At 69.5% G+C, this 13,238-nt stretch carries 10 protein-coding genes and 1 pseudogene; 7 read left to right on the forward strand and 4 right to left on the reverse strand.

The window, feature by feature from the left end; genetic code table 11:
- The first annotated feature begins 316 nt into the window (after positions 1-316).
- Both ACFYW1_RS35375 and ACFYW1_RS35380 read left to right on the forward strand, forming a co-directional pair.
- Positions 317-754, forward strand: a complete 438-nt coding sequence (locus tag ACFYW1_RS35375; protein WP_389002947.1) for an ATP-binding protein — start codon at positions 317-319, stop codon at positions 752-754.
- Positions 755-1,525: 771 nt separating this feature from the next.
- Positions 1,526-2,473 (forward strand): DUF6192 family protein, encoded by a 948-nt coding sequence (locus ACFYW1_RS35380; protein WP_389002950.1) that lies wholly within the window; start codon positions 1,526-1,528, stop codon positions 2,471-2,473.
- A gap of 8 nt (positions 2,474-2,481) precedes the next feature.
- Here ACFYW1_RS35380 and ACFYW1_RS35385 read toward each other — a convergent pair whose 3' ends face one another.
- Both ACFYW1_RS35385 and ACFYW1_RS35390 read right to left on the reverse strand, forming a co-directional pair.
- Positions 2,482-4,947 (reverse strand): tyrosine-type recombinase/integrase, encoded by a 2,466-nt coding sequence (locus ACFYW1_RS35385; RefSeq protein ID WP_389002953.1) that lies wholly within the window; start codon positions 4,945-4,947, stop codon positions 2,482-2,484.
- Entirely contained in the window at positions 4,944-6,188 is a 1,245-nt protein-coding gene (locus ACFYW1_RS35390; protein ID WP_389002956.1) for a tyrosine-type recombinase/integrase, read from the reverse strand. Before ACFYW1_RS35390 ends, ACFYW1_RS35385 begins: the two co-directional genes overlap by 4 nt.
- A gap of 110 nt (positions 6,189-6,298) precedes the next feature.
- Between ACFYW1_RS35390 and ACFYW1_RS35395 the strand changes: the two are divergent.
- The 4 genes and pseudogenes from ACFYW1_RS35395 to ACFYW1_RS35410 form a co-directional block, all read left to right on the forward strand.
- Positions 6,299-6,382, forward strand: a pseudogene (locus ACFYW1_RS35395) (DUF6192 family protein); the annotation flags it as partial.
- A 2-nt stretch (positions 6,383-6,384) separates the two neighbouring features.
- Positions 6,385-6,804 carry a RacP protein gene (locus ACFYW1_RS35400; RefSeq protein WP_283856841.1) on the forward strand — a complete coding sequence of 140 codons (420 nt, stop codon included), beginning with the start codon at positions 6,385-6,387 and terminating at the stop codon, positions 6,802-6,804.
- Between the two features lie 239 nt (positions 6,805-7,043).
- Positions 7,044-7,871, forward strand: a complete 828-nt coding sequence (locus ACFYW1_RS35405) for an IS5 family transposase (protein WP_389002960.1) — start codon at positions 7,044-7,046, stop codon at positions 7,869-7,871.
- Between the two features lie 298 nt (positions 7,872-8,169).
- The gene (locus ACFYW1_RS35410; RefSeq protein WP_283856842.1) at positions 8,170-8,880 is read left to right on the forward strand and encodes a tectonin domain-containing protein; all 711 of its coding nucleotides are present in this window, start codon (positions 8,170-8,172) and stop codon (positions 8,878-8,880) included.
- Positions 8,881-9,081: 201 nt separating this feature from the next.
- Here the strand turns inward: ACFYW1_RS35410 and ACFYW1_RS35415 are convergent, their stop codons facing one another.
- Together ACFYW1_RS35415 and ACFYW1_RS35420 are read right to left on the reverse strand one after the other, a co-directional pair.
- Positions 9,082-9,555, reverse strand: coding sequence for an Ig-like domain-containing protein (locus ACFYW1_RS35415; protein ID WP_389002964.1), 474 nt, complete (start codon positions 9,553-9,555; stop codon positions 9,082-9,084).
- A gap of 160 nt (positions 9,556-9,715) precedes the next feature.
- Positions 9,716-10,738 carry an IPT/TIG domain-containing protein gene (locus ACFYW1_RS35420; protein ID WP_389002967.1) on the reverse strand — a complete coding sequence of 341 codons (1,023 nt, stop codon included), beginning with the start codon at positions 10,736-10,738 and terminating at the stop codon, positions 9,716-9,718.
- Between the two features lie 1,547 nt (positions 10,739-12,285).
- Between ACFYW1_RS35420 and ACFYW1_RS35425 the strand changes: the two genes are divergently transcribed.
- Entirely contained in the window at positions 12,286-13,032 is a 747-nt protein-coding gene (locus ACFYW1_RS35425; RefSeq protein ID WP_389002970.1) for an IPT/TIG domain-containing protein, read from the forward strand.
- The last annotated feature ends 206 nt before the right edge of the window (positions 13,033-13,238 follow it).

Raw genomic sequence — 13,238 nt, forward strand, 5'->3', positions numbered from 1 at the left:
AAAGGCATCTCCCGCCACCGACAGGAAGGAGCGCGCGGACAGCGGACCGGCACACCGTATGCACCCTTTTGTCTTCGTGTCCACCGCCCTCCCGCGCCTCCCGGGCCCGAGGGAAGCACAGTGCCATGCCCCTTCTTCTCACACGCGTGAAGGACCCCCCACCACGCCGGCGGCGCCCCCGCGCTCCGCTGCGGGACACCAGAACCTTCTGCCGCCTGCGCCTCTCACGAGCACCAGGAGAGTCATGTCGACGACCCCTGCATATGCGTGTATCGCGCTTACCCCGCAAGAAGTCGAACGATGGCCCGATACCCCGGTGGCGAGCGTGCTGGCCACCGGCTGGCTCCGGTCGCGTTCCACCGCCCTGCGTCTTCCGGCGGTGGACCGGGCCGTCCCCGTCTGCCGGTACCTGACCCGTTTATGGCTCGATCAGCAGCACCTGACCGACGAAGGCGTCCGGCACACGGCCCTGCTGATCGCCACGGAACTCGCCACGAACGCCATCCTCCACACCAGCAGCAGCGTCATCACCACCGAGCTGCAGCAGAACAGAAGCCACCTGCGCATCCAGATGCGCGATCAGGGTACGCAACGGACCGTCAGGCACTGGCACGGCAGCTCCGGTTTCGGCCGCGGCCTGGAGATCGTCGCCAACTGCACCCGGACACTTGGCACGCACGTGGAACGCGACGGGTCCCGGACGATCTGGGCCACCGTCTCCCTGACGCGGTGCCCGGCGGGGCCCCGTCCATGAGAAGAAGCCGGCGCCGGGGCGCCCGGGACCGCGGGCCGCGTGGACCTGCCCTGCGGCCCCGGGGCGGCTGTCCCGGAGCCGGACAGACCCTGCACCGGCGGACAGAGCCGGCTGCGGGCAGGGCCGGACGGAGAGATGCCCGGACCGGTGCACCTCCCTTCAGGCGCCCCGGACCGGCCCACCTCGCCCGCGAAAGTCCCGGGCCGGACTGCTGCAGGTGCCTGCCGCCGCAGCCCTCAGAACCCGTTTCGTATCCCCTGCTGGCGAGTAGCCTGAGCCCTACGCTGGCGTGGTGGTTGAGGGTGCTGGCGGGGCCGTGCAGAGGGTGTGCGAGGGCTGTGGTGAACGGCTGAGGCCGGCTGCCCGGCCGCACGCGGTGTTCTGCTCGGCGGCGTGTCGTTCCAGGCAGTGGCGGTTGCGGCGCCGGTTGCGTCGGCGCCTGGCGGCGGTCCGCGGTGAGGGCGACCGGAGGTCGTGTCCGATCTGCGGGTCGGGCTGGATTGCCGGGGTCGACCGGAGTGTGCGGGCGGTCTACTGCTCGAAGCGGTGCAAGGTGGCCGCCTGGCGGCTGCGGAAGGAAACGTTCGGGACTCGGTCACAGTGACCGTGCGGCGAACACTTCTGTGAACCCCATACGGTCACGTTCGGTCGTTTTCCGTCTTTTATTGCGATCTTCCTACTTCTGGTCTGACTCTCCGTAAAGGAAGCGGAACCGGTCCATCTCGGCCCGAAGTGCCGTGCCGGTTAACGCAGTTGGATGGTGAGTGCACCATGCCGGAGGAGAACAGCAACGTCGGAGAAGTGACCTTGTCCCGCTACGAGCAGATCGTGGCCGAGCTGCGGGACGTGGTCGAACAGCAGACGCGCGGGCAGTTCACGATCGGGGACCGCGCCCTGGAGATCGAGCCGATGCGGGAGACGGGCGGCGGGGTGCCGACCGATCCGGAGTGGTCGGTGACCGCGACGCTGACGCGGCTGGCCGAGGATATCGGCCTGAAGTTCAGCACGGTGAAGTCGGCGAGGTGGACGTCCTCGCGATGGCCGGCCGACCGTCGTCAGCCCGGTGTCTCCTTCACCGTTCACCGGACGCTGGCCTTCATCGAGGACGAGGAGGAGCGGTTCGCCGTCATCCTCACTCCGCCCGAGGGCAAAACCCGGTGGGTGCCGGACGACGCCCGCCGCTACGTGGGCAACCAGGTCGAGACGCCCATCACGCCCCAGGAGAAGATCACCGCCATCCACTCCCTGGCCCAGGACGACCAGGTCGCCGCAGCGGTGACCAGCGTGTTCCTGAAACGTCCGGAGGTGACGGCCTCGGTCACCCCGGTGGACAGGGCCCGGGTGGTGGAGGAGTTCACCCGCGACGAGCACGTCGCCACCACGGCGGCGACGAACCTGCTCCGGCGGCCGGACATCGCGTTCAAGGCGATGAGCGACGACCACGCCCGCTTCCAGGTCAACCATGCCCAGAACGAACGCTCCCGACAAGCCCGCGAGCACTTCGAGGACACCAGCCCGGTCGCCCCGGCGGTCCGCAACATCGACCGGACAGTGGAGTTCCTCGACCTGGTCACCGCCTGCCACGCGTTCGTCGCCGCGGCCGGTCGCACCGTCCCCGGCCTGCGCGACCGGACCTTGTCCGAGGACGAAGGCGTCATCGTCCACCAGAACGTCGCCAAGGTGAGAGCGACGTTCTCTGAACTAAGAACTGCAGCTTGAATGCCGTGTCATGGGGCTGCGACTTCGCTTGTCCGTGTGGCGATCTGTCCGAAGGTTGGCATGCCGAGGTGCACGACAGTGGACCTTCGCTGCTCCTCGGTGTCCAGTTGGTTGAGCTTCTCCTCTGCGCCGGCGAGGCTGACGCGGAGTCCTTCGACTTCCCCGAGCCACCCCTCCTGTTCTGCTTCGGTAACCCGGGCGATGAGGTTGTCGCGGATCTCGACAAGGCGGGGTCGCTGCGTTGGATCGGGCCGGAGCATCGGGCAACGGACGCAGGCGTGTTCGTGGATGCAGTCGGTGCCGAATGCCCGGCCGCAGGTGCCCACCGAAAGCTTGCGGCGCTCGAAGTGCCCCAGGAAGGAGTCCCATTCCTCCGGGGTTGGGATGCGGTATTCCTCGCTCGGACGCAGGGTTCGACGGCGGGCGATGAACGCGTGGTGGGCCTCGATGGCTTCGGTCGGATAGACCGCCTTGTAGCCCATCGTGGTGGAGATGTTCTTGTGCCCGACGATGATCTGAGCGATGTGTGGGGGCAGGCCACTCATGATCGCATCAGTGACGAAGATCCTTCGGAAGTCATGGGGTTGATAGCGCAAGGGCTGCCCAGTGTTGTCCGTCAGCCCGGCCGCCTCCAGGGTCTCGTCCAGCGCCTTGCGGATCGTGCTCATCGACACCACTCGGTTCTGTTGCCCGGTGCGCCACTGGAACAGCAACGGCATCGGCGGGTTCCAGACCCGTTCACCGTGGTCGTAGGAGGCGACGAGCGGGATCTTGCCGGACTCGTCACGGGCTCGGGAGACGATCGTGCTCAAGACGTCGGCGAGCTCTGGACTGACCAGCAGCAATCGTTCCTCGTTGGTCTTCGACGGAGCGATCTGCAGCAGGGGCACGATCTCGCCGGTGGTCGGCAGTTTGTATTGGATGATGCTGTGATGGCTCACCTCCAGCATCTCCTCGATGCGGACGCCGGTGAGGCGGAGGAACTCCACTGAAGCCCAGGCCCAGAAGGCCCGGAGCTCTGCGTCGCCCAGGCGCCTCCTCTTCCCGTCCGCGTCGAAGGCGATCGTCATCTGGCGCGGGTCGCTCCAGCGGTTGCCCCGGGCCTTCGTGAACGTCTCACCCAGCACCGTGAACGTGGTTCCCAGATCGGCTGCCCGGACCGCTTCCAGCCTCGCCTGCGCCTCCTTCAGTTCGCCGGCGGCCGTCCTCACCAGAGCGGGCAGAACGGGGAGCCGTTCACGGGTCCGCTGATCCATCCGCGCCTTCCGCCGGGATTCGCACTTTCGATGGGAGACCTCGTTCGCCTTGATCGGGCAAGGTGCGGCCCAGGGGCCCCAGCGGGACGGCTCTTCCACGGCCCACTGGGCGATGTCGAGGTAGAAGGCACGGACCGCCGTCAGCAAGTCGATGTAGTTCAACCGCAGGCTGGTGGTGTAGCTGCCGTCCGGTTGGCGCTTGCGGTCGACCTTGGTGCGGACGCGCTCCTTCCAGGCCGCTGCGGTCTCGGCGGAGAGACGAAGCGAGTCGATGCCCGGCCGCAGGTCTTCGAGGTTCTTCCAGAAGTGCCGTGCCAGGATCCGGGACAGGTCCTCCAACGATGAGAAGTCCAGGGCGGGTTGTCGCTCGACGAGGTAGTCGACCAGCAGGTCACGGACGGGGGTGCACTGAAGCTGGTAGCGGTCGACCAGGTCGGCGACGCTGACCTGCCCCGAGTGCCGGGTCACGTCTCGAAGGGTGTGAGGGGCGTCCGGCGGGAACGTTCCGAGGTCCTTGAGCCAGCGGTAGAACAGCGATCGACCGGTGCCTCCGAACCGGTAGACGCGGGCCTCGGTCGCCCGCAATTCGAGGCAGTCTCCGACCGTGATGTCGCGGATGCGTCCGCCCTTGGCGGCCAGCAGCACCGCGATCTGTAGGCGGGCCAGCCGCCCCAGTTGAGACGACCATGTGGGGCCGGCGGCCGCGACGAGGTCCGCGTACCCCTCCGGGTCCCGGGTCAGTTCCATCCTGCTGCGGAAGTTCGGCGAGTGCAGGTGAAGCAGCCAGGACACGCTGGGCCGGATCACGTCTCCGCAGATCAGATGCAGGGTGCCCGAGGAGAGGAAGTGTGCAGTGCCGACGCCGCGCTCGGCGTGCCAGGACGCAGGAAGCTCGCTCCAGCTTCTCGGGTGGTCGTCCGCCGTACTGCTTTGCCACCGCTGCTGCCAGCTCTCCCCGGGAAAGGTCTCCAGCCAGCGCATGAGCAGGTCGGCGCCGCGCACCCGGATGTAGCGAGTGTGCTTCGACGACCCGGCCGAGAGTTCGCGGAGCCGGGAGACGGCCTGGTCGCGCGGCTCGGCGGTGACCGTCCAGGTGTCCGGCGTCAACCGCGGCGGGAAGGTCTCCTGAAGCGCCTTGTATGCCGCTCCGTGGAACGCGACGACCTTGTCCTGCGACGTCGCCGCGGCAGCGGTAGTCGTGGTGGCCGTGGTCGTCATCCTGCCTGCCCGAAGAGCACGTTGAGGCTGGCGGGGTTGTAGCCGGGTGCCGGTGACGGCGGTCGCATCTGCTCGCGTTCTCGGCGAGCGTGGTGGGCGAGGACCTGCTCGATGACCTCCTCCTGGCTCGCGGCGAGATAGATCTCGGTGGTAGACAGATGCGCGTGCCCGAGGACCCACTGGACGTCGGTCAGGGACATCTTCGGGTCACGGGCCATCCGGTAGGCCGCCGTGTGCCGAAGGTCGTGCAGGGTCCAGTTCGACCCGAGCAGGTCGTTGGCGCGGTTCAGCATGGCCCGGGCGGCGTGATAGTTCAGCGGTCGCCACGGACGTCGCAGGGTCCACCACAAGGTGTGGACTCGTCCGCGGGGCGCCCCCTTGCGCCAGGCGTCCTCCTGGGCGAGCCGAAGCCAGACGAACGCGTCGGTCGACGCCGGGATCTGCTGGTAGGCGCGGGTGCCCTTGCGGGTCACGCCGATCAACTGCTGGCCGGGCAGGGCGTCTTTCTCACAGCTGGTGAGCAGTTCCTCGGCGCGGGCGCCGGTTGAGACCCAGAAGGCGAGCAGGGCCCGGTCCCGGTTGTACTTCAGCGCGGCGAACAGGGCGTTGAACAACTCGTCCGGGATCCGTCGCGGGATGCGCTTGGGGACCTTGGGCCGGTAGCGGCCCTGCCGCTCGGGGCGGAAGGTGTTCATCGGGTTGTGGTGAGCGTGGGCCCGGCCGGCGCGGCGTGACCGGTCGAGCGGGAAGGGGTTGACGATCGGTCCGCTGCCCTCTTCGAGGTGGAAGTCGTAGAAGGACCGCAGCACGGTCTCGCAGTGAGCCCGGGTGGAGGCCGCGTATTTCAGCCCCGGCGCGGGCCTTCCGGTAACCGGGTTCGGCGCCCCAGGATCTCTCCGCGATCCGCGCTGAGCAGGCACGGCGCCCGCTTCGACGCCCTTGCGCTGATGCCGCCAGTGGACGCGTACGGGCTTGTCGGCGAGCTGGAACCAGCGGGAGAAATCCCGGGCCTCGGCCCTGGTCGCCTGGTTCCACGGCACCTCCACGGCCCACAAGAACCGGTACCACCTCAGCAGGTCCATGCCGTACGAGCGGATCGTCGTCGCCGGCTTCGACGCCGCCTGAAGGTCCGCGAAGAACACTGCCGTCGGTACGACGAGGTGTCCTTCGGGGTCGAGCAGCCGGTACGGCTCGGCGGCCTCTCCGGTCTCCAGTAGCCGACCAATCTGCGGTACGACCAAAGAGGCCGGGTTACGGATTGGCCCGTCAGCATCAGTCACGCATCAGCTAACGCCAACCCTCGCGATAGGTCACTGACCTGCGAAAACTCCTGTCTTAGTTCAGTCAACACACCCTGGACTGGATCGAGACCGCGGTCGACACCGGCAAGGTCGACATGGACGACGAGCTCGCGGCCATGCTGCGGGGCGAGTAGTCGTGCCCCGCGCCTCCCGGCGCAAGGGAGACGCCGCCAGACGGCACGCGGACACCGTCCGCTTCGTCCTCTTCGAGGCCCGCCCAGCCGGGCTGGAGTTCCACCAGCTGGTCAGGGCCAGCGCACTGTCCCCTCACCAGGTCCGCTCGGGCCTCGCGGCGCTGAAGGACGAGGCCGCATCCAAGGGCTGGCCCCCGCTGATCTGGACCCGCAGCGACGGCTACCAGCTCGGCGCAGAACGGGCCGCGCTGGAGGCATACGAACGGCAGGTGGTGGGCGAGAAGCTGACCCAGTTCCGCCGGTTCATCACCGGCACCGTCGCCCCGCACGCCGCCGCCCACCCGAACGACAAGTGGGTACGGCACATCGTCGCCCAGCTCAACTCCATCGAATCCACCCTCGACCTCGTCGCCTCAGCCTGACCCAACCCACCCGGCGGGGGGGGGGGGGGGGGGGGGGGGGGGGGGGGGGGGGGGGGGGGGGGGGGGGGGGGGGGGGGGGGGGGGGGGGGGGGGGGCGGGGGGCGCCGGCGGGGGGCGCCCCCCCCCACAACCCCCCCCCCCCCCCCCCCCCCCCCCCCCCCCCCCCCCCCGCCGGGGGGGGGCCCCGCCCCCCCCCCCCCCCCCCCCCCCCGCACCCATGCCTGGAGGCACCCGTTGTCATGCGCCGCCGCCGCTATCCCACCGACACCACCGACGCTGAATGGGCCCTGATCGAACCACTGCTACCCATCCCGGCGTGCGACACCGTCGTCGGAGGGCGCCCAGAGAAGCATCCGAGGCGCGAGATCGTGGACGCGATCCGCTATGTCGTGGACACCAGCTGCAAGTGGAGGGCCCTGCCGGCGGACTTCCCGCCTTGGCGGACGGTCTGGGGGTTCATGGCCCGCTGGGCGGCCGCCGGGATCGTCAACCTGATCCGTGACCACCTGACCTCACGCATCCGCCGTGAGCTGGGCAAAGGGCCGAGAGCTGTCGCCACGGTCATCGACTCCCAGTCAGTGAAGGCCGCTGAGACCGTCTCCCGGGCGACACGTGGCTATGACGCGGGCAAGAAAATCAACGGCCGCAAACGGCACGTCGTGGTCGACACCCGCGGCCTCCCGCTGATGGTGATGGTCACCCCCGCCTCCCTCAGCGACCGCGACGCGGCCAAGGAAATTCTCTTCCGACTTCGCCTCACCCACCCGGAGATCACGATCGTCTGGGCGGATTCTGCCTACGCGGGCAAGCTCGTGGCCTGGGCGAAAAGGCGTCTCAACCTCACGATCAAGCCGGTCAGCCGCCCGAAGGACACCTCCGGATTCATCGTTCTGCCCCGACGCTGGGTCGTTGAAAGGTCGCTGGCCTGGATGATGCACGCCCGTCGCCACGCAAGGGACTACGAACGCCTCGTCCAGCACTCCGAAACTCTCATCACCTGGGCAGCGATCACCTTGATGACCAGGCGTCTCACCCGGACGAAACAGCAACAGAACCGGCCATGCTGAACAGCCCTCTGAGTCTGCTCAGAGGGTCTGACGTTGGTGCGGCAGACTTCCCCGGCGGTGTCATCTAGACCAAACGCACGAACCGCATCTCGTGTCCATCCCCGACGGGAGTGACAGCTCTTCCGGTCGCAATCTCCGCAGCCGAGGCGCCTCCACCGCTGGACTGCAAGGCGGACAGGAATTGAAACCGACTCTTTCCGGCTGGTCCCGCACCAGGGCAAGCAGTCACACCCTCCTTAAGCGTGCCCGGTTCGCTCAGGATGGTGGCAAATGCCGGTCAAGGAAGGGTGATTGCATCATGGCGGACTGGGTGAAGGTCGCGGGAAGTCTCTCGGCCATCTCGGCGGGGTCCAGGACGACGGTGTGGGGTGTGAACGCGGCGAGCGCGATCTACCACTACACGAACTACGACGGAAGCCCCTGGATCAACATCCCGGGAGGCTTGAGTGACATCGGCGCGGCGGCGGACGGCACCGTCTGGGGCGTCAACAGCGGCAACCAGATCTACCGGTACACCGGAGACCAGAGCACGACGAACTGGGTGGGCATCAACGGCAGCCTGGTCCGCATCGACGCGGGCTCCCGGACCAACGTGTGGGGCGTCGACTCCGCCGGCAGCATCTACCGGTACACCAACCACGACGCCAACCCGTGGCTCAAGATCCCCGGCTCACTCAGCGACATCGGCGCTGCGGCGGACGGCACCGTCTGGGGGGTCAACAGCAGCAACCGGGTCTACCGGTACACCGGGGACCAAGACCCCTCCGACCCGTGGGCGGACGTCAACGGAAGTCTGAAGCGGATCGCGGTGGGCTCCCGGACCAACGTGTGGGGCGTCGACCCGGCCGGCAGTATCTACCGGTACACCAACAACGACGCCAGCGGAACCAACCCCTGGATCAAGATTCCCGGCACCGCCACCGACATCGCCGCCGGCGCCGACGGCACCGCCTGGCACATCAACAACGCAGGGGACATCTTCCGCTACACCGGCGACCAGCCCAGCTGATCCCCACCAAGCACTCCCCGCGGCCCTCTGACCGAAATCGGTCGGGGGGCCGCACACGTCGCACGAGCCACCGGACCGACACCGAGGGCTGTCCGGACCTACGGTTCCGCGGCCGAAAGATCGAGCTCTGACAGACGGCCCTCGACAACCCGAAGCCGCGAAAGCGCTGGCGCCTGACCGCAAGGATTCAGAAACAGGCACTCAGCGGACGACCACGGTGTTCTTGATGTCCCCCACGACGAAGCCGATCAGACTGCCGCAGCCGAGCAGACACAGACCGGGGGGCTGGTTGGGCGCCGGGGAGGAGGAGACCTGGACGGTCGTGGTGCTGCTGGACGCATCGCAGGAGCCGTTGCCGTTGTACGCGGCGGTGATGGTGTGCGTGCCGGCCGTGGTGAACGATGCGGGGTAGGCGGCCTGGCCGTTGGGCGCCACCGGCACGGTGCCCAGGAGGTCACCGCCGTCGAAGAAGGACATGCCCAGACCGCCGCCCGGGTCGGTGTCGCAGGTGACGGAGGCGGTCAGCTGGACCGGGCTGTTCACGGTGGCCGACGAGGGCGAAGCGGTGACGCTGGTGGAGGACGGAGCGGCGGCCGCCGGCGTGGCAGCAGCCAGGACGATTGCCAGCGCCGCCGAGATGGCGGCCCCCCCGCCATGCGTATGCCTGCGCCTCATTGGGCAGCTCCCTTTATCTGTTTTTGCCGGTCTTTCCGGTAGCGCACACGCTAGGCCCTGCCGGAAGGATCCGCGGTGAGGCCGCCCGCAGGGCGGACCCGCTCGGGTGAGCCCGCTGGGGCGATCGCGTGAGGGAGGCGGGGCGGCAGAAGCAGGGCGCTCAGATCTCGGGGGCCGCAACTCGGTGAAAGACCACCGATCCTGACGTTCCGCCCGCTGTCGTCACCTGAACGGGCACGTCACCGGCGGCTCCCGGCGGGATGGCCGCGGTCATCTGGGTGTCCGAGAGCACGGTGAAGGCGGCCGGCACGCCTGCGGCCTCCACGCCGGTCGCGGTGGCCAGCCCCGTACCGGTCAGTGTCACGACCGTGATGCCCGAGGCCGGTCCGCTGGAGGGGAACACACCGCTCAGCACGGGGGCATCCACATACGCGTAGGCCAGAAAGTTGCTGGTGCCGCCGGGCGTGGTCACCGTCACCGTGACCACGCCGGACCCCGCCGGGGCGACGGCCGAGATCCCGGTGGACGAAACGGGGTTGAAAACGGCCGGGATCGCGCCGAACCGCACGGCGGTGGCGTTCGACAGGTTCTGTCCCGTCAGTGCGACCGTGTTGCCGCCAGAGGCCGGGCCGGACCCCGGCGCGAGCGCGGTGAGCACCGGGGCGGGAACGTAGAAGAAGTACGACGCCGGTGCGGCGGCGCTCGTGCCCGCCGGCGTCGTCACCGTCACCGGCACCGCGCCCGCGGATCCCGGCGGGGAGAGCGCGGTGATCTGGGTCGGGGACAGGACGCTGAAGGACAACGCGTCGAGGGAGCCGAAGCGGACCCGGGTGGTACCGGAGAAATTGGTTCCCGTCACGGTGACCATGGTGCCGCCGCCCGTGGATCCGCTGGACGGCGAGAGGCCGTTCACGGCGGGGAGCGGAGCGGGGGTGTAGGTGAAGACGACCGTGGCATTACTCGTCCCGCTGGGAGAGGTCACCGTCACCGCGACCGGGCCGGCGCTCCCGGCAGGGGTGAGCGCGGTGATCTGTGTGGCCGATGTGACCGTGTAGGAAACGGCGTTGGCGGTCCCGAACCGGACGGCTGTGGCGCCTGTGAGTCCGGTACCGGTGATGACGACCGTGGTACCCCCCGATGCAGGCCCCTGCGCGGGGTTGATGAAACTGACCACGGGCGGCATGGATACCTCCTGGAACGAGAGCGGAACGGCAAAAAAACCCGGTTCAAGAAAGACGGCCGGTGTCCTTCCCGGCGCACGGCACCAGCCGCGTCCCGGCCGCCGCCGGGCCGGGCAGCGGGATCGCGTGGCGGCTGGACCAGCCCGCACATCCCCCGAGTCCGCCGGGCGGCTGCCGCCGGAGGCCGGGCCGCCTCCGCGTCGAGGGGGCAGACAGGAACAGCACTCTCGTCCCGTGCGGGGCAACGAGCCGTGCGCCCGGCCCCGGCCCGGCACAGAGCCCCTTGGCGAGGGCGGCCGTCGGCCCGTCGCCGAACGGCACGGCGGTGCGCGCTGTTCGGGCCGATGGCGGGCCGCAAAGGACGAAGTGTCACTACTTCACTTCATGGGAACCGTGGGCGGCGTGTTCCGTTCCAGCCGCACAAACGCGGCACCGCGTGCTTTCCGGTCCGGGGGAGGGCGGCCCGCCGACTGGACATCCCCAGTCACCCATATAGCCGCCCCGTCGGCAAGGCAGTCCACAACGGGATCACCCCAACGGGCTAAGCGGCGCCGGCGGTTTCGCGCACAGAAGCCGCTTGCTCCCCAATTTCCGGACCAGGAAAGGGATTTGCCCTGTCCCGGGCGGCGGAGCATCGGCCGCCCGGACGCCGCGGCCCCGGGGGCGGCGTCCGCCCGGTGAGTCAGGCCGGCGCGGACGACAGCCCTGCCGGCGGGTGCGGCCGTGACCGCACCCGCCGGCAGCAGCCCTCGCCCTGTCGTTGCCCTGCCGGCGACCGGCCGCCGGGCGACAGGCCGGCGTCACCGCACCTGGGCGCGGCCCACGTGCCCGCATTCGCGCTTCCGTTGGATCGCGCTTTGGCGAGAGCCGGATGTTCAGCGTGCCCATCCGGCCGGCCGGGGCGGACGGCTCCGGCCCGGCCGGCGCCCGGCGGGTACCGGGCCGATCACCCGGGCAAGCCGGCCCAGAAGCAGCCGGGAACACACCGGCCTCACGCCCCGGCGGGGTCCCGCGCCGGGCCCGGACGCCCACGGCCGCGGTCCGCCCCGTGCTGGGTGCGGCAGTCCGGCGGGAAGCCCGTTTGGCGGCCGGGCGGAAAACGGCGCGGCGGAAACTGCCCCGGCAGGGCACGAACCAGGCTGCCGTGCGGGCTGTGCCCGCCGACTCGAAGAGGCACGTGCTCACGCCGAGGCGACTGCTCCGTTCGGGTGACAGGAGGTCGCGGCTCTTGTCACTCATATGCCCCTGTGGGTCACTGAGATGGCGAACCGGCGGGCTGCCCACCCTGGCCGAGGAAGGCGGGAACAGGCAGCACGTGCCGGTTCTTCTCCGCATTTGAGGAGAAGGTGTTGGCACCCAGGGTCCGGTGCCGAACCCGGTCAGGCGTGTTTGCCCCGCTCCCCCGGCCCCCGGCAGTGCCCACCACGCCCCACCATGCGGTGTCCTTCGGCGTCATCGGCAACCGGCGTCTTCGGCGGCCGCCGAATGCCCGGGCCGGGCGCTGCTTCGCCGGTCGCTCATGTCCCCTTGGAGAATGAGGAGCGTTGTCATGCCTATCTCTCCCAACCAGGGTTCCACCGGAGGCGGAACCCTGGTGACCATCACGGGAACGAACCTGTCCAACACAAGTGCGGTGAGGTTCGGCAGCAAGCCGGCCACCGGCATCACCCAGGTCTCCCCCACCGAAGTCACGGCCCTCTCCCCCTCGGGCACCGGCACTGTCGGCGTCACCGTCACCACACCGGGCGGAACCAGCAACCCGGTGCCCTTCTTCTACGTCGGCGCACCGTTCAAGTCCTCACTGAGCGGGACGTCCGGGCCCACCGCCGGCGGCAACACCATCACCGTCAACGGCACCGGGCTGTCGACGGCCACCAGCGTCTCCTTCGGCACCGCGACGGCCACCCCGACCGTGAACTCCGACAGCTCCCTCAGTGTCACGGTTCCCGCCGGCACGGCAGCGGGCCCCGTTCCGGTGACCGTCACCACCGCGGGCGGCAGCAACAACGGCCTGACCTACACCTACGTGGACGCCCCCACGGTCACCACCCTCACCCCGGTCTCCGGGCCCACCTCCGGCGGAACGGCGGTGACGATCACCGGCACCAACTTCGACACCACCGATTCGGTCACCTTCGGCGGTACCCCGGCACCGTTCTCGGTGATCAACGCGACCACCCTGTCGGCCGTCACCCCGCCCGGTACCGCGGGGGCAGCCGACGTGGTCGTGACCAACCCCGCAGGATCCGACACCGCGGCCGGCGCGTTCACCTACGTCGCCGGCCCGGGGATCTGACCCGGTCCGCCTCGCCCCGGTGAGGCAGCGATCCCGTCCGGGCGCCTCTTCCTCCCGCCCGGACGGGATCCGCTCATCACCTGCACGCACATCACGGCCCGCGGCGGCACCGGCCGACTCGTACCGGGCCGGGCCGGGACCAAAGACACGGCCCCGCAGCGGGACAACAAGGAAGCGACGGTACGGGACCGCCCCCGGGCCCGGCC

This window comes from Streptomyces sp. NPDC002669 (assembly GCF_042889165.1).
GTDB lineage: Bacteria > Actinomycetota > Actinomycetes > Streptomycetales > Streptomycetaceae > Streptomyces.